This is a genomic window from Knoellia sinensis KCTC 19936 (assembly GCF_000768705.1).
In the GTDB taxonomy this organism is placed as follows: domain Bacteria; phylum Actinomycetota; class Actinomycetes; order Actinomycetales; family Dermatophilaceae; genus Knoellia; species Knoellia sinensis.
Window position 1 is genome coordinate 118,893 of record NZ_AVPJ01000008.1, and the last position, 20,040, is coordinate 138,932.

Here is a 20,040-nt window from a genome sequence, read left to right on the forward strand (position 1 = left end):
ATCGCGCTGTCTGACTGCGTACTCGCGCCGGAGACCTAGCCACCAACGCCAATCGTGTATGCCGCGGCCGCACCTCCGATGCCCTGTCCCGCCTTGCGCGTGAACGACAGGACGGAGTAGCTCGCGCCCTCGGCGCGCACCCCGCTGTTCCACTCGCCGTAGTCGACGGTGTCCGCCTGGAGCGCGAAGATCAGCGTGTTGAGCATCCCGAGCGGGATGCCGAGGAGCCCGTAGGCGGCGATGCCCAGGACGGGGGTCTCGGAGGGAGCGAGGGCCACACCCACGGCAGCGACGGCTCCGACGACGGCGGCGATGAGGTAGGTCTTCTTCTTCCCGATCGACGCGACCGCCTTGGGGACCAGGACTGCCGCGAGGAGCATGCCGGCGGTCTGGACGATGGTGAGCCAGATGTAGTAACCGGAACTGCCAAGGACGTCGCGGGCGTAGTAGACGGCCACGGTCTGCAGGGTGAACATGCCGGTGAGGAAGATGATGGTCGCCGCACACAGGGTGAGGAGGGGGCGGTTGCGACGCAGCATCTCCGCCGTGTCCTTGGCGGTCACGGTGGCAGCGCGGCGCTGCACGGTCTCGCGCGAGGTGGAGAAGCACCACAGATAGAGCGCGACACCGACGACGGCGAAGATCATCGTCGTGATCGTGAGGGACCGTTGCAGGTCTTCCGATCCGTCGATCTGCGGTGAGACGACGAGGGCGATGACGAGGATCGTCAGGCTCGCGGCTACTGACCGCGACATCGACAGCTTGGCGCGCTCGTCCGAGTCCTGGGTCATCACCGCGGCGAGCGACCCGTAGGGGATGTTGACGAAGCTGTAGACGAGCTGGAACAGGGCATAGCTGGCGTAGGCCCAGACCAGCGTCGCCGTCGCGCCCATCCCGCCCGGGATGCTGAAGAGCGCGACGAAGAGCACCATGAGCGGCACCGAGCCGAAGAGCAGGTAGGGCCGGAACCGTCCCCACTTCGTCGACGTCTTGTCGATGCGCGAGCCGGCGAACAGGTCGGTGACTCCGCCCCAGACCCGGACGACGAGGAACAGGGTGCCGGCAGCGGCCGCGCTGATCCCGGCGACGTCGGTGTAGTAGATGAGCAGGAAGGCCGAGGCCATCGAGAAGGTGAGGTTGTTCGCTGCGTCGCCGCCGGCATACCCGAGGTATTGCCCTCGAGTCAGTTCACTCATCGGTCGCCTCCCGCGTGGTCCTTCAAGCGCGCGCGGGCTGCCTCGACGATGAGCTCGACGCAGAGGTCCAGGTCGAGGGCTGTCGAATCGATCACGAGGTGATAGAACGATGGGTCCTCGCCATCGACCCCATAGACCTTGCTGACGTAGTCGCGCCGGGCCCGGTCTTCGAGCTTCTGCTGCTTCTCGGCCGAGACCGGGTCGATGCCCAGGATGTCCGCCCCCTGTCGTGCCCGCGCGTCGGCGGGTCCGCGGAGGTGGACGTGCAGCGCCCAGGGCACGTCCTGCAGGAGGACCATGCCGCCTCGACCGAGGACGACGCCGCCTGTCTTGCGGGTGCCCGCCACGACCGCCTCGATGTGGCCCCGGACGTCACGCTCCGAAAGATCGAGCCGCTCGAAGGAGCCACCGCCCTCGCCGGTGACCGTGGAAAGACGACTCAGACGGCCCCAGAACGTGGGCTGCCGACTGGCCTCGTCGTCGAGTTCGGCAACGGCCTTCTCCGACAGGCCCGTTCGCGACGCGACGGCCTGGGCGATGCTGCGATCGAAGAAGGGGACGCCCAGCCGCTCAGCGACCGCGGGCCCGACGACGCTGCCACCGGAGCCGAACAGGGCTGCAACGGTGACGATCGGTCGCTGCTGGGGGGCCGCTCCCATGCCTCCGGTCTATCAGGAATCTGGCGGCCCCGCCATCGCTCCGTGCCCCCACGCTCCGCGTCCCCAACTCACCGAATTCCTCGGTTCGGGACGGAGGGCCTGCGTCCCCAACCGAGGAATTCGGTGAGTTCGGGACAGGCAGGTGCGGTCAGCTCCAGTCGAGGACGACCTTGCCGCACTCGCCCGAACGCGCGACCTCGAACGCCTTGGCCCAGTCCTCCGCCGGGAAGCGGTGCGTGATGACCGACTGCACCGCCTTGCGCAGTTCGGGGCTGGTGGCGAGCATCGATCCCATGAGGTACCAGGTCTCGAACATCTCGCGCCCATAGATCCCGCGGATCGTGATCATGTGCGTGATGACGCGGCCCCAGTCGATGGGGTACGGGTCCTTCGGCAGTCCGAGCATCGCGACGCGAGCGCCGTGGTTGAGGTTGGCGAGCATGTCCTCGACGGCCTTCGGGGCGCCGGACATCTCGAGCCCGATGTCGAAGCCCTCGAGCATCCCGAGTTCCTTCTGGGCCCAGGCCAAGTCCTGACCCTGGGTCACGTTGACGCACAGATCGGCACCGGCACCCCGCGCCAGGTCGAGGCGCGAGTCGCTCATGTCCGTGACAGCGATCCGCCGGGCACCCGCGTGACGAGCGATCGCCACGGCCATGACGCCGATCGGTCCGGCGCCCGTGACCACGACGTCCTCACCGACGACAGGCCACTGCAGCGTCGTGTGGGTCGCGTTGCCGAGCGGGTCGAAGATCGCGCCCAGGTCGGGATCGAGATCGGCCGGCTGGACCCACGCGTTCATCGCGGGGATGACGACGTAGTCGGCGAAGGCACCGTCCCGATTGACGCCCACGCCAACCGTCTTGATGCAGAGGTGACGACGCCCGGCCCGACAGTTGCGGCAGTTCCCGCAGATGAGGTGACCCTCGCCGGAGACGCGGTCGCCGACGGTGATGTGGTCGACGAGGGAGCCGATCTCGACGACCTCGCCATAGAACTCATGCCCGATCGTCTGCGGGACGTTGACGACCGACGCGGCCCAGTCGTCCCACTGCTCGAGGTGGAGGTCCGTGCCGCAGAGCCCTGCTCGCAGCACGCGGATCTTGACGTCGGAGTCGCCACACTCGGGCTCCGGAACGTCGATGAGTTCAAGGCCGGGACCAGCGGTGGTCTTCACAAGTGCGCGCACGGCCCCATCATGCCGCGCCCAGACGCCGCGCCCACTCCACCCCTCTTGACGGGCTAACGTTGTTAGCCTTACGGTGGGCTAACAACGTTAGCCACCAAGGACAGGAGACCCGATATGAAGACCATGCTCATCACTCTCGCCGCCACCATCGCCCTCCTCGCCATCGCGGCGATCGCCCTCCACCGCGAGCAGCGCCTCGAGCGCACTGTCGACATCGCCGCCCCACCCGAGAAGGTGTGGGAGGCACTCACGGACTTCACGGCATACGGGGAATGGAATCCGTTCATCCGCGAATTGAGCGGCACCCCGGAAGCCGGCCAGAAGCTCACTGCCAGAATCCACCCGGCGGGCGGCAAGGCCATGACGTTCACGCCGACCGTCCTCGCCGCCGAACCCGGCCGTGAGCTCCGATGGTTGGGGCGCGTCTTCGTCCCGCGCCTGCTGGACGGCGAGCACTCGTTCGTCATCGAGCCGACCGCGACAGGCAGCCGACTCACTCACGCGGAGGAGTTCCGGGGCGTCCTCGTCCCACTCGTCGGCAGTGCCCTCGACGTGGGCGATGACTTCGACGCGATGAACGCGGCGCTCAAGGAGCGGGTCGAGGCCAGCGTTAGCATCGCTCGATGACCCGAGCCGAGGAGTGTCCGGAGGAGTTCGACCCCACGCGCCTCCTCACCCCTCGCGCCCGGGAGGTCCTCGAAGCGGCTCGCACGCTCCTCGAGCGCGACGGCTGGGCCGCCCTCACGATGCGCGCCCTCGCCGACGAGCTCGGCATCGCGGCGCCCTCGCTCTACAAGCACTTCGCGAGCAAGGACGCGCTCAAGTCGCAGCTCGTGGCCGTGGGGCTCAAGGATTTCGGCGAGGCACTGCGGCCGGTGACCAGTGTGGCCGCGCTCGTGCGCCGCTATCGCGAAGTCGCCGGCGCCAACCCTGAGCTGTATCGCCTCGCCACCCACGGCCCCTTGGACCGGGACGCCTTGCCACCGGGGCTGGAGGACTGGTCGGGCAGCCCGTTTTTCGAGGCGACCGGCGAGCCCTATCGCGCCCAGGCTCTCTGGGCCGCTGTCCACGGCATGGTGATCCTCGAGCTCGACGGCCGGTTCCCCACCGGCAGCGCGCCCAAGGCGACCTGGGACGAGCTCGCCAACCACTTCAGCTGAACCACGGCCGGTGGACATGCAGTAGTCCCCTCCCAGCCGGTGCCCCATGCTCGCCCACACCTGATCGGCGCGGCACTGCATGTCCGCCGGGCCGACTCAGTTCCGCAGCACGTCGACCAGCTGATCGACCGTCGGAGCCCCGCTCAGACCACTCGGCGTGGCGTAGACCCGGCACGCCACCGCTGGCGAGGTACCCGGGCGGGCAAAGGGGTCGACACCATCGACGAGGACGGTGGGCGACCCCGTGAAGCCGAGCTGCTCGGCGTCCGCGATCGTCTCCACTTTCTCCTCGACAAGGGAGATGTCGGCGCCGGCCGCGTGAGCCGCTTCGTGCAGGCGGGACCGCACGATTGGCACGTTGGGGCAGTCGTCGATGTACTGAATCGTGACGGAGCGCGCCATCAGATCACCGTGACCCAGTAGTCCCAGAACCGCACGGCGATGAGACCGGCGATGACCGCAAGCCAGAGCACGACGAGGGTCGGGGCATAGGCCGTGAGACCCCGCAGACGTGCAGGGACCGGGAGCTGGCCGGTGCTGACCAGGCGGGCAGTTGTCGCCACGAATGCGGTGATGGCCGCGACCCAGACGACCATGCAATAGGGGCACAGGGCGCCGATGCGATAGAGGCTCTGGAAGACCAGCCAGTGCACGAAGACCACGCCGAACGTCGTGCCGGCCTGAATGCCCCACCAGAACCACCTCGGCAGCGAGACCCGGGTCAGCAGGACGACACCGATGGTCAGCAGAACGGCGAATCCGGCCACCCCGAGGATGGGGTTCGGGAAGCCGAAGGCTGCGGCCTGGTCGGTGTTCATGACCGAACCGCACGAGAGCACCGGGTTGATGCTGCAGGTGGGGACGTACTCGGGGTCCTGGATGAGGGCGATCTTCTCCACGAGCAGGACGAACGCCGCGATCAACCCGACGGCGCCCGCCACGGTCAACGTCCACGCCGTACCTCGGCCGGACGTCAGGAGCGAGGTTGCCGGAGAGGTGTCGGCGGTGGCCTCGACCTTCCCTGCAGCCTCAGTCCGGGTCTCAGCCATTGAGTTCGGCGTCGATCTTGTCGTGGAAGTCCTGAACGGACGTGGGCTCGATCTGTGTGCCGTTGAGGAAGAAGGTGGGCGTGCCGTTCACACCGAGGTCGAGACCATCCTTGCGGTCGCGCTCGACTCGCTCAGTCGTTGCGGGGTCCGCGACGGCCTTGTCGTAGGCAGCCATGTCGAGACCCAGCTCCTGCGCGAAACCGCGGAACACCGATGCCTTCGACTCCTGCTGCTCACCCCAGGACTCCTGCGTCTCGTACATCTTGTTGTACATGTCCTCGAACTTTCCCTGCTGGGCGGCGGCCTCGACGGCGACGGCAGCATTGACCGAGTTCTTGTGGCCGCTGAGGGGGAAGTAGCGGACGACGAAGTCGACCTTGCCGTCGTACTTCTTGCGCAGGTCCTCCACGATCGGGTGGGCCATCTTGCAGGACTCGCACTCGAAGTCGAGGAACTCTACGAAGGTGACCTTGCCCGTCCCTGCCGCGCCCAGACGGTGGCTGTCCTCGCGCACGAGCGCCTGGCTGGACGCACCGGCTGCCGAGCCGGAGGACTCGGGACTCTGCGCACGCTGGCTCAGGATGCCCGCCACGAAGGCGAGCAGCAGGACGACGACGACCGCTGCGGAGGCGATGGCATTGCGTTTCACGGGTTGTACTCCAGTGGGAAAGTGAGATGTGGAAGGGCGTCCAGAGAGGCGAACGGGTCGAGGTGCGGCCAAGTTCCGGACAGGTCTGGGTTCTGGGTCACGTGTCGGCCAGCAGCGCTGCGAGGTCTGACGGCACCGGCATGCGACTCATGAGCGGCACGGTGGCGCGACCCGTGTTGCCCTCGGGATAGCGGCCCAGGGCCGACCCCGGCCCCGCGACGACGAGTCGAAGGACTTGTCCAGCCGCTTCTCGGCGGTCCCGCTCGCGCAGCGCCACGCGCAGCATCACTGCGTGGGCGCGGGTATGGGGCCATGCCCAAGGCTGCGACAGGATGTGCGCCCGCTCGAGGGCGTACCACCGCGCCTCACTCGTTGCGGCTGCCCGGGCTTGGCTCAACTCCGCTTCGAAGGCTTCTCGGACCGTTGACGGCATGGCACGGCTCATCCCCGCTCCTCGTCCCGGACGGGCGGCCTCTGAAGCGTCAGCGCCACGGGCTCGCTCGCTCGCACGTCGGAGCCGGTCGCGCTGGGTGCGCTGGGGGCGCTGGGGGCGCTGGGGGCGCAGCAACCGTCAGAGCACGAAGCGGCTTCGTCGGCGACGGTGCCCGCTTCACCCGGCTGCCCCTCATGGGCGAAGGACAGCGCGGCTGGGGTGCAGCAGTCGTCACCCTGCCAGTTCTCCCAGCCCTCGCGGGCTGCGACGCCAGCGATGACGAGCGCGGCCAGCGGATCGGCCCACGACCACCCGAGCCAGGCGTTGAGGACGAGGCCGACGAGCAACACGGCTGACAGGTAGGTGCACAACAGCGTCTGCGTCCCGTCACCTTCGACGGACCTGGAGCCCAACTCGCGCCCGGTGCGCCGCTGCCACATGCTCAGGAACGGCATGACCGCCAAGGAGGCGAGGGCCAGTCCGATGCCCACGGGGCTTCCGTCCGGCTGGGCGCCCGTGAGGAGGGCGTGACCGGCCTCCACGGTGAGATAGGCGGCCAGGGCAAAGAAGGAGATCGCGATGAGGCGTTGCGCCGTGCGCTCCCGGCTCTCCGGCAGTCGGTGGCGGAACTGCCACAGGATGATCAGACCTGAGGACACCTCGACGATCGAGTCGAGTCCAAACCCCACGAGGGCGGACGAACCCGCGATGTTGCCAGCGGTGATCGCGACGACGGCCTCGACGGTGTTGTAGGCCACGGAGGCTGCGGCCAGAAGCTGCGCCCGCCGCATCAGCGTGGCCCGGCGCTCGGGACTGACGAGCGTGGCCCATGTGGTCGGCCTGGTCGGCGCGGTTTCAGCGGTCACCAGGTGACCTCCTTGCATCCGGTGTGGGTATTGGGTTCGACCTGGAGGGTGGCGTGCTCGACGCCGAAGCGCGATCGCATGACATCTCGGGCCGCGTCGAGGACGGCATGCGCGTCCGCCGACTCCTCGGTCATGAGGTGCGCGGTGGCGACATTCATCCCCGAGGTCAGCGTCCACACGTGCAGGTCGTGGACATCACTGACGCCCGGGACCGAAGCCAGTGCCCCCTCGACCTCATCGGGGACGACACCGCTGGGTGCGTGCTGACCCAACACGGCGAGCACCTCACGACCCAGGAAGACGGCCCGTACAGCGACAAAGAGTGCGATGGCCAGCGCAATTCCGGTGTCCCACAACGCGTTCCCGGTCTGAGCGACCATGACACCGGCGACGATGACGCCCACCGACCCGAGCGTGTCTGCGGCGACTTCGAGATAGGCGCCCTTGACGTTGAGGCTCTCCCCCGCGCCGCCACGCAGCAGGAACAGTGCGATGAGGTTGACGACCAAGCCGACGCCTCCGACGACAAGCATGGTCCCCGACGCGACCTCCGCGCCCTCGCCCATCCGCCCGATCGCCTCCACGACGATGTAGATCGAGACCCCGATCATGAGCAACACGGCCAGCCCGGACGCGAACACCTCCGCCCGATACGAACCGAACGTGCGACGCCCGGTCGTGTCCGGACGTGACGCGATGCTCGTGGCGACCAGCGCCGCCCCGAGTGCCACGACGTCGGCGGCCATGTGCCCCGCGTCAGAGAGCAGCGCCAGCGACCCGGACATCAGTCCGGCGACCAGTTCGACAACGAAGTAGACGGCGACCAGTCCGAATGCGACCTGCAGCCTCCAACGATGGGCTCCCCCGGCGTGGCCGCCACCGTGACTGTGACCGCCGCTCATCGGAGCACCTGCCTCGACGCGGTCCCCGCGACCGAGGCACCGTTGAGCTCGTGGGAGATGTGCTCGCGGGTGAGGTCGAGCAGCATGCGCACGTGCGCATCGGCGAGTCGATAGAAGACCAACCGCCCTTCGCGGCGTCCCGTCACCACTCCCGAGGCGCGGAGCATCCGCAGCGACTGTGACACCGTCGCCTCCAGCGTCCCCGTCGCGGCGGCGAGGTCGCACACGCACAGCTCGCCGGCCTCGAGCAGCGCGAACAGGAGGCGCGAGCGCGTCGGGTCCCCCAACAGCTTGAACATGCTCGCGGCCCGAGTCAGTTCGTCGGCCGGCAGCGTCGCGTCGATCACCATCTGCACCTTGTCCGGGTGGACGCAGTGGACCGAGCAGCCGTCCAGGCCAATGACCGTGTCATCTGATCGCATGCTCAGATGTTAACGGCATGCTTCTCCAGCCCACAACAACCCCCATTCCGTATGCCGTCCGCCCACCCGTTCGTCGCGCCTCACCCGCCGCTCACCGCACCGACCAACGGTGACCCGCGCCACACAACGAAGCCCGCCACCCGCCCGGCGAGAGGCGGTCGCGGAGGGGAGCGGACGGCATACCCAAGGATCGACAGTGGTCCCCGAACCCGGCTGCATTGACCGGGACCGACCACTGGAGGTGCACCCGTGAGCAACGACGCTCGCACCCGAGGCGACGAGGATCCCTACGTCGCCATGCAAGCCACCGACGAGTTCCAGGAACTGCGCCGCAAGTTCCGGGGCTTCGTCTTCCCCATGACGGCGTTCTTCCTCGTCTGGTACTTCGTCTATGTGCTCCTGTCGATCTTCGCGCCCGGGTTCATGGGCACCAAGGTCTTCGGCAACATCACCATCGGCCTGCTCTTCGGGCTCGGCCAGTTCGTGACGACGTTCGCGATCACGTTCATCTATGCCCGCTGGGCCAACCGCGAGCTCGACCCGCTCGCGGACAAGCTCGGATCGCGGCTCGACGGCGTCAAGGAGCACTGACCCATGGCCTTCCTTCCCTCCCTCGCGAGCGTTGTCCCCAGCGCTGTCCCGGGCGCCCTCCCCGCTGAGACCACCAGCGTCGGCTCCCCCGCCCTCAACATCTCGATCTTCGTCGGCTTCGTCCTCGTGACGCTCGTCGTCATCATCAAGGTCGCCTCGGGCAAGAAGAGTGCCGGCGAGTTCTACACCGCGAGCGGTGGCTTCTCAGGCCGCCAGAACGGTGTCGCCATCGCCGGTGACTACCTCTCTGCCGCAAGCTTCCTCGGCATCGCCGGCGCCATCGCCCTGCAGGGCTATGACGGCTTCCTCTATTCGATCGGCTTCCTCGTCGCGTGGCTCGTCGCGCTCCTGCTCGTCGCCGAGCTCATGCGCAACACCGGCCGACTGACCATGGCCGATGTGCTGAGCTATCGCCTCAAGCAGCGCCCGGTGCGCATCGCGACCGCCGTGTCGGTGCTCGCGGTGTCGTTCTTCTACCTGCTCGCGCAGATGGCCGGTGCCGGTGGCCTCGTGTCGCTGCTGCTGGGCGTCTCGGGCGATGCCGCCCAGAACATCGTCATCGCCGTCGTCGGCATCGTGATGATCACGTACGTCCTCATCGGCGGCATGCGCGGCACCACCTGGGTGCAGATCATCAAGGCCGTCCTGCTCATCGCGGCGACCGCGATCATGACCGTCTGGGTCCTCGGCAAGTACGGGTTCAACCTCTCGGGCCTCTTCCAGGGCGCCATCGACAAGAACCCCGCCGTCGGTGAGAAGCTCCTTGAGCCCGGTGTGAAGTACGGCGTCAACATGACGACCAAGATCGACTTCATCTCGCTGTCGCTCGCGCTGGTGTTGGGAACTGCCGGTCTGCCGCACGTGCTCCAGCGCTTCTACACCGTCCCGACGTCGAAGCAGGCGCGCAAGTCGGTCGAGTGGGCCATCTGGCTCATCGGTGGCTTCTACCTGTTGACGCTCGTCGTCGGCTACGGCGCCGGTGCGCTCGTCGGCGCCGAGGAGATCAACGCCGCACCCGGCAAGGCGAACTCGGCCGCGCCGTTGCTCGCCTTCGAGCTCGGCGGCAGCACGTTCCTCGGCATCATCTCGGGCATCGCCTTCGCCACGATCCTCGCGGTGGTCGCCGGCCTGACGATCACGGCGTCGGCGACGTTCGCACACGACATCTACAAGGAGGTCATCAAGAAGGGCGAGTCGACGTCCGACCAGGAGGTCAAGGTCGCCCGCATCGCTGCCCTCGTGATCGGTGCCGTCGCGATCCTCGGTGGCATGTTCGCCAAGAGCCAGAACATCGCCTTCCTCGTGGCGCTCGCGTTCGCGGTGGCGGCGTCGGCGAACCTGCCGACGATCCTCTACTCGCTGTTCTGGAAGCGCTTCAACACCCGCGGCGCACTCTGGTCGATCTATGGCGGTCTCATCTCGACGATCGGCCTGATCATCTTCAGCCCTGTGGTGTCCGGCAAGGCGCCCTTGGTCGAGGGCGGTCCGTCGCCGTCGATGATCACCAACCCGGACATCGACTTCTCGTGGTTCCCGCTCGACAACCCGGGCCTCGTCACAATCCCGCTGGCATTCTTCCTCGGCTGGCTCGGCACGGTGACGAGTTCCGAGTACAACGCGCAGAAGTACGCCGAGATGGAGGTGCGTTCGCTCACCGGTCACGGTGTGGCGAAGGCCCTGGATCACTGATCCCTGGCGTTCTCTCGCCTCGTGTGCCCCAGCGTTCCCTTCCCGGGAGCGTTGGGGCACACGACGTTTCGCGTATGCCGTCCGCCCACCTTCAGTTGCGGCGCGCAGGCCCTGCCGCAGTCCGAGGCCTAGCTGCGCGCGAACTCCACCAACGCGGCGTACTCGCCGCGATCGGCTTGGCGAAGCGCCGCGATGTACGCCTTGCGCACCTCACTGACTGCGGCGAGATCCCGACTGCCCCATGTGAACGGTGGCGCGCCCACGACCCGCAGGAGCAGGTCGGTGAGCAACCTGGCGTGGCGGCCGTTCCCGTTCGCGAAGGGGTGGATCGCGACGAGCTGGTGATGAAACCGCACGGCCGCCGCGTCGATGGTCAGGACGGAGTCCGCGGCGAACCAGAATCTTGCGTCGTCGACAAGATCCCGGACGGCCACCGGAACCGCGGCTGCGTCCACGCCGATGTTGAGCGTGCGTGACCGGTAGGTGCCTGCCCATGTCCACACATCCCCAAGCATGTCTCGGTGCAAATCACGCACAGCTTTGTCATCCAGCAGGGAGTCCAAGCTGTTGCGGCGGCCGTACCACTTGGTCGCCGCAACGAGAATGTTCTCAGCCTCGGCCTCGTTGAGGTCCCCCATCGTGACGATCCATGACTGCTTGAGCTTGTCTCGCTCTTCGCGGGGCAACGGTGTCGCACCCTCAGCCTGGTCATCCCAATCCATGGCGCCAGAGGCCGGGTTGCGTCCGATAGAAGTCGGTCAGAGTCGCGAGCTGCTTCGCAAGCTCGCTGTCCGCGACGGCCTGATCTTCGAGTGCCATGGTGTGCGCCACCTGCTCGACGCGTTCGCGTGCGCGACGTCGGGCTTGGTCAGTGACCATCTCTTCCAGCGGACGACGGGGGACGAGTGCGTACACAACGTCGCACTCGAGGGCGTCTGCGGCGCGAATCAACGTGTCGAGGCGGGCGACGCTGTCACGCTCGGACCTCTCCAAGCGCGTGACGCTGGGCTGCGACACCCCCATTCGCTCTGCCAGCTCCTCGGCAGTCATGCCAAGCGCTTCTCGGATCGCGCGAATCCACCCGCCATGGGGTCGCGCCCCTTGTGCAGGAAGTTGGCGCCACGCCTCGAAGCGGCCCTCGAGGGACGCTCGCGCACGTGTCTGGGTTCGGCGACGATCAACCACCCTTCACCTCCACTGGGGATACGTCTAAACGTATGCCTTGGTGCTCTGTTCATGCATTAGACTACATGACATCCGGCGAGATCCATACGTTCGTACGCATGCCTTTGCGGAGGAACCCGTGCGCTCCGGCGGGGCCATACTGAGATCAACGTGTGAGGGAGGTCAGCAATGCGTCGACTGGTCTCTGCGGGCACTTGCCTGTGGTTCGCCATGACCCTCGGGGCGTGCGCGTCAGGGGCGAACGGCAGCAGTTCGGAGTCCGCGCCTCTGCAGAGCCAGGCAAGCGTCGCTGGGGGAAACCCACAGAACCCCACGGCGAGTCGCTCCGGGCCTCTCCCCGACGACGGCATGGCCTCCTGTGTCGAGGGCTACTCACCCGCGGCTCTCAGCGGGCGGGCGTTCGCCTTCGATGGAGTCGTGGTGGAGATCGGCCCCTCGGTCTCCGATCGAGGCGACTTGGATCTGAACTATCCGGGCGTGACATTCAAGGTCCAGGAATGGTTCTCCGGAGGCCGGGCGGACACCGTCACAGTGGACTTGCCCGTTGCCAACACAGTCGCCTACGGCGAGATCCCGGAGGACGCCTACGGGGTCGGCACACGACTGCTCGTCAGCGGTGAACCGAGATGGGATGGGTCCCCGCTGGACGCACCCATTGCGTGGGCCTGCGGTTTCACTCGCTACTACGACCCAGAAACGGCGGCGGCGTGGCGGGCTGCGCTCCGCTGACCCGGAACCTCGGGCGCCCTGTGCACGTCCTAGGTAGGTGATCTTGGCCCGCCATGCCCGAAGCGCCTTCGCTGTCGCCTTGATGCTGGCCGTCGTCGCGTGCGGCGCAGGAGGCCACGATGCCTCCCCTGGGGCTGCTTCGGCCTCGGGCGCGTCGGCTGGTCAGGCTCTGGTTGGTTGCGGGGGCGAGTCGCCGGGATGGTCGCCCTCGGCAATGGAGCGCGGGATCGAGAGCAGGTTCAGTGAAGACGAACTGAGTGCATCGCTCGAGTCCCTCGTGAAGAGGGCCGGCGTCGACGCACCCACCGCACTCAGAGGCGTCGCCATCGAGACGGCACCATGGATCGTGCTGACGGAGTCCGAGCACGCCGTGACGATCGGAACCGGCACTTGGGGCGCCCAAGGCCCCGGCAAGGACGGCCAAGTCGTCAATCTGGAGAAGGAAGGAGCACGCTGGGCGGCGGTCTCCTGGGGCGACTGTCCGAAACTTCGCCCCTTCGTCACCCACGGAGATGCGTGGGTTGAGCTGAGTGCCCCGGATGACCTCGACCGGTCATCGACCCAGATCGCACTGGGCGTTCACGAAGTCTCATGCAGCAGTGGCAGGGACCCCCGGCCCTTCTTGCGAGACCCGAGGATCATCGAGGATGACCACAGCGTGACCATCTCGTGGACCGTCGAGGAACCCACCGGCGCCAACAACTGTCAAGGAACGATGCCGGTCCCACAGCTGGTCCGTTTGCAGGAGCCCTTGGGTGATCGGGTTCTCCTCGACGGTTCCTATTGGCCAGCGCGCCCCATCGATGGGCCTCGCTGAGTCCGACACCGCCGGCTGCAGAGTGGTGTCTCCGTCACGGCGTGGCACCCAGTCTCCTTGGATGTCAACCGAAGTGGCCGGCATACGCGTCTTCCCGGTATCGCAACACTCACCGAGGAGGACACCATGAACCGCAGGACCATTCGCCGCAGCGCCGCCGCCCTTGCCTTGGGTCTCGTCGCTTCCACCGCACCCGCCGCCGTCGGCGCGTCGAGTGCCTCCGCCGCTCCGTACTGCGGCATCACCTGGGGATCGCTCACCAAGTCGTCGACCACCATGAAGGCCACGACCGTCAGGGGTCTGCGGGCAGGACGTCACGCCTGCTTCGACCGGCTCGTGATCGACCAGCGTGGCCCGGCCACCGGCTACCACGTCCGCTACGTCCCGCAGGTCACGCAGGATGGCTCGGGCAACGTCGTCCCGGTCGCCGGCGGGGCCAAGCTCCAGGTCATCACCCGGGCTGCCCGCTACACGACGCCACCGGCCATGCCGAACGTCAGCGGCTTCAGGACATTCCGCCAGGTGAAGTGGGCCGGCTCGTTCGAGGGTCAGTCGACCGTCGGGCTCGGGGTGCGGGCGCGTCTGCCGTTCCGGGTCTTCACGATCAACGACAGGGCTACCGGCACGAGCCGCCTCGTCATCGACGTCGCCCACCGCTGGTGACCTGACTCGATCAGTCGAGCAACAACCCGTCGAGAGTAGGCAAAGTCCCGCCTCAGCAGGGGCCAGGCGGGACTTTGCCTACTCTCGACTGCTGTGTGTCAGGCGGTGGGGGCCTCGACGAGTCCGCGCTCGACGGCTTCCGCCCTGAGCTTGGCCGCGAGGTCGTCGTCGACCTCGTCGAAGAACGTGCCCACGACGTCCTCGAGCTCGTCGACGCTCTCGGCGCAGAACAGGATCGGCTGGTAGTGCGTGATGTCGTAGTTCAGCGTGCCCATGTCCGCGAGGTCGAGCGCGCGGTGCTCCATGTGCCCGAACTCGTCCATCTCGCCCGTGCTCGACAGGATGCCGGCGCCGTAGGCCTTGACCTCGCCGTGCTCGCGCATCACGCCGAACTCCATCGAGAACCAGAACACGTCGGCGATGAACTTCATCGCCTCGTCGGTCTCGACTCGCAGGGACGCCTTGCCCGCAGCCTCGGTGATTCGCGCGAATCGCGGTGAGGCGAGCTGGTTTCCGTGCCCGATGACCTCGTGGATGATGTCCGGCTCGGGGGTGTAGAGGGGCTCGCTGCCGTGGCGGAGGTATTGCGTCGAGTTGAACGTCTTCGCGCCCAGGTCGCCGTAGAAGTCGCGCAGCGGGACGAGCCCCGGCGCAGCGATGTAGGTCCAGCCGGTGATCGGCTCGAGTCGCTCCGTGACTTCGTGCAGTTGCGGCACGTGCTCGGTCGGGAGGCCCAGCGCATGCTTCGCCACGACGTACTCACTGTGCGCGTACTTCTCGTGCTTCGGCGCGAGCTCGTGGCTCACGGTCCGCCAGATCTCGTGCTCGGCATCGGTGTAGTCGATGACCGGGATCGGCTCGCCGCGTGTCCACGCGAGAGCTGCTCCGGCGATCTCGCCCCGGCGGGCGAGGTAGTGGGCGTCGTTGCGCCCGGGGTGGTTGTCGCTCAGGTGAACCTCGACGGATCCGTCGTCGTGTTGGGTCACCGGCGAGTACAACTGGCCTTCTTCGAACATGGCCCACTTCCTTGTAGGTCGTCGTTGACCTCAGTGCAGCACGATGCTGGGCACAACGGAACCGTTGCACGACACGCTGGGCACAGAGTGCACGTTCGGACCAGTCGCTGGGTCGCGATGCAGTGCACTTTGCCCACTTCGCAGGCGATCACGTGTGGCGCGTCCTTGCGTCCGCAAATCGGGTCGCCATCACGACCAGATCTCCGGACGCCCGTATGCCGTCCGCTCACCCCTGTGGACAACTCCGGTGGCGGTTTCCGCCGGTATACCTAGACTGGCTCGAGTCCTTGACGACACGACCGGGGTGGGAACACACGTGCACAAGACCTGGGGCCGCGCTGCGGTCGCCCTATCCATTGCTGCGCTCGCGCTGAGCGGCTGCGGCGACACCACCGAGCCGACGGGTTCGCCGACGCCGAAGGGGTCGAGTTCTGCGGCGTCGCCGTCGGGGTCGGGCTCTCCGAGTGCGTCGGCGAGTTCGAGCGCTTCACCGACGACGAACGCGAGCGTCCCAGCGGAGGCACGCCAGCGCACCGAAGACGGCGCCATCGCCTTCCTGCACTTCTACTTCGAGCTCTACAACAAGGCGCTCCTCGATCCACCAAATGCACCGAACCTGTTTGCCTACGCGGACAAGGACTGCATCGCCTGCAAGAAGACGCAGGATCTGTTCACGGAGTACGCCGAGGGCGGCTGGTCCGTCAGGGAGTCTGGCGTCAGGATCGAGAATGCAGCCCTTGCGACCGAGGCCACAGCTCCAAAGGTCATCGTCAACTTCACCTTCACAGAAGCCACTCAGCCGCTTTATCAGAACGGCAAGAAGACGACCCATGCGGTCCCCGCGGCGAACACGAAGAAGGGCGCCGCGTTGAAGTGGGTGAACAACGCATGGCAGATGTACGGCGTCGAGAACATGTGATCGTCGCGCTCCTGCTCGCTCTAACAGTGGCGCTCGCGGGTCCGGCGGCCGCAGAGCCGACCCCACCTCCAGGCTCCACCGACGGGAGTTCCACCGGCGACGGCGCGAAGATCACGATCACGCTGGAGGAGATCAAGGAGGCGGCTCGCGAGGCGGCGGCCTCGGTCGGGAAACCTGGCCCGCGCTGGCAATACAGGACGCGCATCAACTGCACGTCCGGCGACGCCGACACTGGCTGCGGCGCAGCCGCGGCTGCCTGCACCAACGGCCAGTTCCAGGCGGTCGTCCTGCGCCGCATGGTCGACCCCGACGGGACACCCGTCCGGGGCGCCCAGGGTCAGTGGACCGCCTGGGGCGTCACCTGTTTCCCGGACCGGCTGCCCGGCAACACCCTCCCGTCAATCGCCCAGATCCGGCAGGCCTTCCGCGAGGTCGAGTTCACCAAGGGTGGACTCAGCATCCAGCCCGTCGGCAATGTCACCCTGGTCAACCTCCCGACGTACTTCGAGGCCACGTGGCCCGAAGCCGGAATCGGACCCGACGAGATCGACGCCTCGGCCCTGCTCGGCTACCGGCTCGAGATCCAGCCGACGCTGCAGTCGCTCACCTACGTGTATGGCGACGGCAACAAGAGTGAGCCCACCACCTCGCTCGGAGGCCCGCACCCGGCCGGCGACATCAGGTGGACCTACAAGCAGCCGGGCCAGATGGCGACCCGCGTCGATACGACGTACGGGGGCAGGTTCCGGCTCGAGGGAGGCCCATGGATGACGATCCCCGACACCGTCACCGTCCAGGGCACACCGGCCACCCTCACCGTTCGCGAAGCCAAGGCCCGCCTCTACGAGTGACCAACCTCCGAGTTTGTGCCAGTCAGGTGGTCTTGGTGCGACGCCGGTTCAGCAGAGTTCGAGCGACAACGAGGGCGAGCGCCAGCACGACCGCGAGCCAGAGCCAGTTGGCATAGGTCGTCGCCGACGCCTGGGCGACCTCGACGCCCTGCTCCCGGATGAGGTCGACCACCCCCCGACCCACGACCTTCGCCCCCTCGGCCGGGTCCGAGCCGGCAAGTCCGGGTCGCAGCTGCGACCAACCGTGATGCAGGCCAACGGAGACCAGCACAGCGAGCAGCCACGTGATCACGACTCGCACGACCGCCCACACCGTCGGCGCCACCCGGTCCTTGCTCGCGACCCAGAACGGCAACGCGACCGCGACGGCCAACAGCGGCCCACGCGACCACGTCGCCGGCGACAGCCCGGCCACTACTGCGAGGAAGGTCGCCACCTCGACCGGTCCCCCGTGAGCCCGAGCGCCGACCCACAACCCGAGCAGCATGCCCAGCCCCGCCAATCCAGCCAGCACAGGACGCTCGCCAGCCAGCAGGTCGGCCGACCCATCAGCGAGCACCCAGGCGGTCACGGTGAGCCCGAACGCGATCCCGAACCGCGGCCACGGCGCCTTCACCAGCGCCGACACGACGGCCGCGGCTGCCAGACACCCCAGGAACACGACGCTTCCCTGCGCAACCACGCCCGAAGCGGAAGGGGCGGTGAGAGGCAGACGCATCCACCCGGCATACCCACCGAATCCGGCGGGCCACCAGAGCAGCGCCGCGAGGATCGCCGCCAAGAACGGCCGCCCGCGTCTCGCAAGCGTCCGCCAGCTGCGATCACTCGTGGCCGACGGGGCAGCGGAAGCCGCCTCGGTCTGTGTCTGCGCAGTGCCCATGGGCGGGAGGTTACTGCGAGTCACCCGGCGAGTGGCCGCGAGAGTGCCGCTCGTCGCACCGCCCACCGCATTCGGCCCGCCTCCCGGCGACGAGGAACGGACCCGGTGTTGTCGTGCGACGCCAGACACGGTTGGCTGGACGGGATCGTGTTGCGCATCACTGAGTCCCCAATGACGAGGAGCCCCGAAGTGACCGACGAGAACCTCTCCAGCCACCTGGCCGAACTCGACCTCTCACCCAACGCCGAGCTCGCAGCAGCGGCCAACGGGACCGAGGCGCTCTTCGCAGAGGCCGACGCAGACTTCGAGGCCTTCTGGGCCAAGCAGGCCCGCGAGCGCCTCACCTGGAGCAAGGACTTCGACCAGACCCTCGACTGGTCCGGCGCACCGTTCGCGAAGTGGTTCGTCGGGGGCGAGCTCAACGTCGCCTACAACTGCGTCGATCGTCACGTCGAGGCCGGCAACGGCGACCGCGTTGCGATCCACTTCGAGGGCGAGGGAGGCGACACCCGGACGATCACGTATGCCGACCTGCTGGCCGACGTGTCCCGCGCGGCGAACGCTCTGATCGAGCTGGGCGTGAAGACGGGTGACCGGGTCGCGATCTATCTCCCGATGATTCCCGAGGCCATCGCGACGATGCTCGCGTGCGCCCGCCTCGGCGCCCCGCACTCGGTGATCTTCGGCGGCTTCTCCGCCGAGGCACTGCGCACCCGCATCAATGACGCCGAGGCGCGCGTCGTCGTCACGGCGGACGGTCAGTGGCGTCGCGGCAAGGCCGCCCCGCTCAAGCCCGCCGTCGACGAGGCCCTCGCGGGCGGCGACACCCCCGTCGAGAAGGTCCTCGTCGTCAAGCGCACCGAGTCCGAGGTCGAGTGGACCGACGGCCGCGATGTCTGGTGGCACGACCTCGTCGACAAGCAGAGCCCCGAGCACACGGCCGAGCCCATGGACAGCGAACACCCGCTCTTCATCCTCTACACGTCCGGGACCACGGGGAAGCCGAAGGGCATCTTCCACACGACGGCCGGATATCTGACGCAGACGGCATACACGAATTCCGTTGTGCACGACGTGCATCCGGAGACGGACGTCTACTGGTGCACCGCCGACATCGGCTGGGTGACCGGCCACTCCTACATCGTCTACGGGCCGCTCGCCAACGGCGCGACGCAGGTCCTCTACGAAGGCACGCCGGACACTCCGCACCAGGGCCGCTGGTGGGAGATCATCGAGAAGTACAAGGTGTCGGTCCTCTACACCGCCCCCACTGCGATCCGGACGTTCATGAAGTGGGGCGACGACATCCCCGCGAAGTTCGACCTGTCGTCGATCCGCGTCCTCGGCTCTGTCGGTGAGCCGATCAACCCCGAGGCGTGGCTCTGGTACCGCAAGAACATCGGCGGCGAGAAGGCGCCCATCGTCGACACGTGGTGGCAGACCGAGACGGGCGCGATCATGATCAGCCCCCTCCCCGGCGTCACGACGCTGGAGCCCGGCTCGGCACAGCGTCCGATCCCCGGCATCAGCGCCGAGATCCTCGACGACGAGGGCCAGCCGTTCACGGAGCCCGAGAAGGTGGGCTACCTCGTGCTCACCAAGCCGTGGCCGTCGATGCTGCGCGGCATCTGGGGCGACCCGGAGCGCTACAAGGAGACCTACTGGAGCCGCTTCGGCGACAAGTACTACTTCGCCGGCGACGGCGCCAAGTACGACGCCAAGGGCAACATCTGGCTTCTCGGCCGCGTCGACGACGTCATGAACGTCTCGGGCCACCGCCTCTCGACGGCCGAGATCGAGTCGGCTCTCGTGTCGCACCCCGCCGTTGCGGAGGCTGCCGTCGTCGGCGCGGCCGACGACACGACGGGCCAGGCCGTCGTCGCGTTCACGATCCTCCGCCAGGAGTACGTCGATCGAGCCGACGAACACGGTGAAGGCGCGGACCTCGTCCAGGAGTTGCGCAACCACGTGGCCAAGGAGATCGGCCCGATCGCCAAGCCGCGCTCGATCATGATCGTCCCCGAGCTCCCCAAGACCCGCTCCGGCAAGATCATGCGCCGCCTCCTCAAGGACGTCGCCGAGAACCGCGAGGTCGGTGATGTCACGACGCTCGCCGACTCGTCGGTCATGAACCTCATCCAGCAGGGCCTGTCGTCCGGAGGCTCCTCCGACTAG

At 67.5% G+C, this 20,040-nt stretch carries 24 protein-coding genes; 10 read left to right on the forward strand and 14 right to left on the reverse strand.

Annotated elements, in window-relative coordinates; all coding sequences use genetic code 11:
• Positions 1-35: 35 nt before the first annotated feature.
• From N802_RS11920 to tdh, 3 genes are all read right to left on the reverse strand, one after another.
• Positions 36-1,196 carry a glycoside-pentoside-hexuronide (GPH):cation symporter gene (locus N802_RS11920; RefSeq protein WP_052109872.1) on the reverse strand — a complete coding sequence of 387 codons (1,161 nt, stop codon included), beginning with the start codon at positions 1,194-1,196 and terminating at the stop codon, positions 36-38.
• Positions 1,193-1,855 (reverse strand): cytidylate kinase-like family protein, encoded by a 663-nt coding sequence (locus N802_RS11925; RefSeq protein WP_035916470.1) that lies wholly within the window; start codon positions 1,853-1,855, stop codon positions 1,193-1,195. Before N802_RS11925 ends, N802_RS11920 begins: the two co-directional genes overlap by 4 nt.
• 148 nt (positions 1,856-2,003) lie before the next feature.
• Complete coding sequence (gene tdh / locus N802_RS11930) at positions 2,004-3,044, reverse strand: L-threonine 3-dehydrogenase (RefSeq protein WP_035916471.1); 1,041 nt, start codon at positions 3,042-3,044, stop codon at positions 2,004-2,006.
• A gap of 114 nt (positions 3,045-3,158) precedes the next feature.
• Here tdh and N802_RS11935 point away from each other — a divergent pair, with 114 nt between their 5' ends.
• Both N802_RS11935 and N802_RS11940 read left to right on the forward strand, forming a co-directional pair.
• Entirely contained in the window at positions 3,159-3,671 is a 513-nt protein-coding gene (locus N802_RS11935; RefSeq protein WP_211254398.1) for an SRPBCC domain-containing protein, read from the forward strand.
• On the forward strand, positions 3,668-4,204 hold the full coding sequence (locus N802_RS11940) for a TetR/AcrR family transcriptional regulator (RefSeq protein WP_052109873.1): 537 nt from the start codon (positions 3,668-3,670) through the stop codon (positions 4,202-4,204). Before N802_RS11935 ends, N802_RS11940 begins: the two co-directional genes overlap by 4 nt.
• A gap of 96 nt (positions 4,205-4,300) precedes the next feature.
• On the opposite strand, the gene N802_RS11945 is transcribed toward N802_RS11940, so the two are convergent.
• The 7 genes from N802_RS11945 to N802_RS11975 all read right to left on the reverse strand — a co-directional run bounded on the left by N802_RS11945 (position 4,301) and on the right by N802_RS11975 (position 8,525).
• Entirely contained in the window at positions 4,301-4,606 is a 306-nt protein-coding gene (locus N802_RS11945; protein ID WP_035916473.1) for a thioredoxin domain-containing protein, read from the reverse strand.
• Positions 4,606-5,253, reverse strand: a complete 648-nt coding sequence (locus N802_RS11950; RefSeq protein ID WP_084072169.1) for a vitamin K epoxide reductase family protein — start codon at positions 5,251-5,253, stop codon at positions 4,606-4,608. Before N802_RS11950 ends, N802_RS11945 begins: the two co-directional genes overlap by 1 nt.
• Positions 5,246-5,902, reverse strand: a complete 657-nt coding sequence (locus tag N802_RS11955; protein ID WP_035916476.1) for a DsbA family protein — start codon at positions 5,900-5,902, stop codon at positions 5,246-5,248. Before N802_RS11955 ends, N802_RS11950 begins: the two co-directional genes overlap by 8 nt.
• A gap of 97 nt (positions 5,903-5,999) precedes the next feature.
• A complete protein-coding gene (locus tag N802_RS11960; protein WP_035916477.1) occupies positions 6,000-6,347 on the reverse strand; it encodes a DUF3703 domain-containing protein in 348 nt (115 codons plus the stop codon).
• On the reverse strand, positions 6,344-7,126 hold the full coding sequence (locus N802_RS11965; RefSeq protein WP_035916595.1) for a cation diffusion facilitator family transporter: 783 nt from the start codon (positions 7,124-7,126) through the stop codon (positions 6,344-6,346). The genes N802_RS11960 and N802_RS11965 overlap by 4 nt, the downstream gene beginning before the upstream one ends.
• Positions 7,127-7,197: 71 nt before the next feature.
• Complete coding sequence (locus N802_RS11970; RefSeq protein ID WP_035916479.1) at positions 7,198-8,103, reverse strand: cation diffusion facilitator family transporter; 906 nt, start codon at positions 8,101-8,103, stop codon at positions 7,198-7,200.
• Positions 8,100-8,525 (reverse strand): ArsR/SmtB family transcription factor, encoded by a 426-nt coding sequence (locus N802_RS11975; protein WP_052109874.1) that lies wholly within the window; start codon positions 8,523-8,525, stop codon positions 8,100-8,102. Before N802_RS11975 ends, N802_RS11970 begins: the two co-directional genes overlap by 4 nt.
• A gap of 249 nt (positions 8,526-8,774) precedes the next feature.
• Here N802_RS11975 and N802_RS11980 point away from each other — a divergent pair, with 249 nt between their 5' ends.
• A complete protein-coding gene (locus tag N802_RS11980) occupies positions 8,775-9,116 on the forward strand; it encodes a DUF485 domain-containing protein (RefSeq protein WP_035916481.1) in 342 nt (113 codons plus the stop codon).
• 3 nt (positions 9,117-9,119) lie between these two features.
• The gene (locus tag N802_RS11985) at positions 9,120-10,805 is read left to right on the forward strand and encodes a solute symporter family protein (protein ID WP_035916484.1); all 1,686 of its coding nucleotides are present in this window, start codon (positions 9,120-9,122) and stop codon (positions 10,803-10,805) included.
• 128 nt (positions 10,806-10,933) lie between these two features.
• Here the strand turns inward: N802_RS11985 and N802_RS11990 are convergent, their stop codons facing one another.
• Positions 10,934-11,527, reverse strand: coding sequence for a mobile mystery protein B (locus N802_RS11990; RefSeq protein WP_035916487.1), 594 nt, complete (start codon positions 11,525-11,527; stop codon positions 10,934-10,936).
• Positions 11,514-11,990 carry a mobile mystery protein A gene (locus tag N802_RS11995; protein WP_084072170.1) on the reverse strand — a complete coding sequence of 159 codons (477 nt, stop codon included), beginning with the start codon at positions 11,988-11,990 and terminating at the stop codon, positions 11,514-11,516. The genes N802_RS11990 and N802_RS11995 overlap by 14 nt, the downstream gene beginning before the upstream one ends.
• Positions 11,991-12,158: 168 nt before the next feature.
• Here N802_RS11995 and N802_RS12000 point away from each other — a divergent pair, with 168 nt between their 5' ends.
• From N802_RS12000 to N802_RS12010, 3 genes are all read left to right on the forward strand, one after another.
• Complete coding sequence (locus N802_RS12000; RefSeq protein WP_156971382.1) at positions 12,159-12,719, forward strand: hypothetical protein; 561 nt, start codon at positions 12,159-12,161, stop codon at positions 12,717-12,719.
• A 214-nt stretch (positions 12,720-12,933) separates the two neighbouring features.
• Positions 12,934-13,536, forward strand: a complete 603-nt coding sequence (locus N802_RS12005) for a hypothetical protein (protein WP_035916490.1) — start codon at positions 12,934-12,936, stop codon at positions 13,534-13,536.
• Between the two features lie 126 nt (positions 13,537-13,662).
• On the forward strand, positions 13,663-14,199 hold the full coding sequence (locus N802_RS12010) for an AMIN-like domain-containing (lipo)protein (protein ID WP_052109876.1): 537 nt from the start codon (positions 13,663-13,665) through the stop codon (positions 14,197-14,199).
• Between the two features lie 98 nt (positions 14,200-14,297).
• Here the strand turns inward: N802_RS12010 and N802_RS12015 are convergent, their stop codons facing one another.
• The gene (locus N802_RS12015; protein ID WP_035916491.1) at positions 14,298-15,215 is read right to left on the reverse strand and encodes a phenylalanine 4-monooxygenase; all 918 of its coding nucleotides are present in this window, start codon (positions 15,213-15,215) and stop codon (positions 14,298-14,300) included.
• Between the two features lie 316 nt (positions 15,216-15,531).
• Between N802_RS12015 and N802_RS12020 the strand changes: the two genes are divergently transcribed.
• Positions 15,532-16,134: a DUF6318 family protein gene (locus N802_RS12020; protein ID WP_035916492.1), complete on the forward strand. Its 603-nt coding sequence runs from the start codon at positions 15,532-15,534 to the stop codon at positions 16,132-16,134.
• On the forward strand, positions 16,104-16,985 hold the full coding sequence (locus N802_RS12025) for a hypothetical protein (protein WP_156971383.1): 882 nt from the start codon (positions 16,104-16,106) through the stop codon (positions 16,983-16,985). The genes N802_RS12020 and N802_RS12025 overlap by 31 nt, the downstream gene beginning before the upstream one ends.
• Positions 16,986-17,007: 22 nt before the next feature.
• Here N802_RS12025 and N802_RS20235 read toward each other — a convergent pair whose 3' ends face one another.
• Positions 17,008-17,865, reverse strand: coding sequence for a hypothetical protein (locus tag N802_RS20235; RefSeq protein WP_035916496.1), 858 nt, complete (start codon positions 17,863-17,865; stop codon positions 17,008-17,010).
• Positions 17,866-18,054: 189 nt separating this feature from the next.
• Between N802_RS20235 and acs the strand changes: the two genes are divergently transcribed.
• A complete protein-coding gene (acs, locus tag N802_RS12035) occupies positions 18,055-20,040 on the forward strand; it encodes an acetate--CoA ligase (RefSeq protein WP_035916498.1) in 1,986 nt (661 codons plus the stop codon).